The organism is Acinetobacter sp. 1566109 (assembly GCF_000582255.1).
Classification (GTDB): Bacteria; Pseudomonadota; Gammaproteobacteria; order Pseudomonadales; family Moraxellaceae; genus Acinetobacter; species Acinetobacter nosocomialis.
In genome coordinates this window covers 1-344 of sequence record NZ_JEYB01000256.1, presented here as the reverse complement: position 1 = coordinate 344, position 344 = coordinate 1, and the positions used below count along the sequence as shown (strand labels likewise).

The window sequence follows — 344 nt, the reverse complement described above, 5'->3', positions numbered from 1 at the left end:
ATAACGTCCCTCTTCTTATTAACCATACAATTCCTTTACTTCATCATATTACTGATAGTACCGTCGATCATGTAGAGAATATACCCGCAGTAGGCAATATTATTGGAGCTTTAACACCGACATTAATGAACTTTGCGATTGGTATGATTGCTGGGGCGGTTGTGTTGCTAGTGGTGAGTTTAATACAGAAAATGTGGCCAAAAGCTTCTGACTAATCAGGCCATTTAATAAGAAGAGGGACGTTATGCGCTGGAGAGATCGTAGAGTCAGTACCAATGTTGAGGACCGTCGAGGTGGGGGCGGTGTTAAAGCAGGTGGTATTAGTAATATGATGAAGTAAAGGA

Annotated in this window: 2 pseudogenes; both read left to right on the top strand. The window is 41.6% G+C overall.

From position 1 onward, the window contains the following. Positions 1-215, top strand: a pseudogene (locus J582_RS25640) (DUF808 domain-containing protein); the annotation flags it as partial. Positions 216-244: 29 nt separating this feature from the next. Further along, positions 245-325, top strand: a pseudogene (locus J582_RS27475) (hypothetical protein); the annotation flags it as partial. Between the last annotated feature and the right edge of the window lie 19 nt (positions 326-344).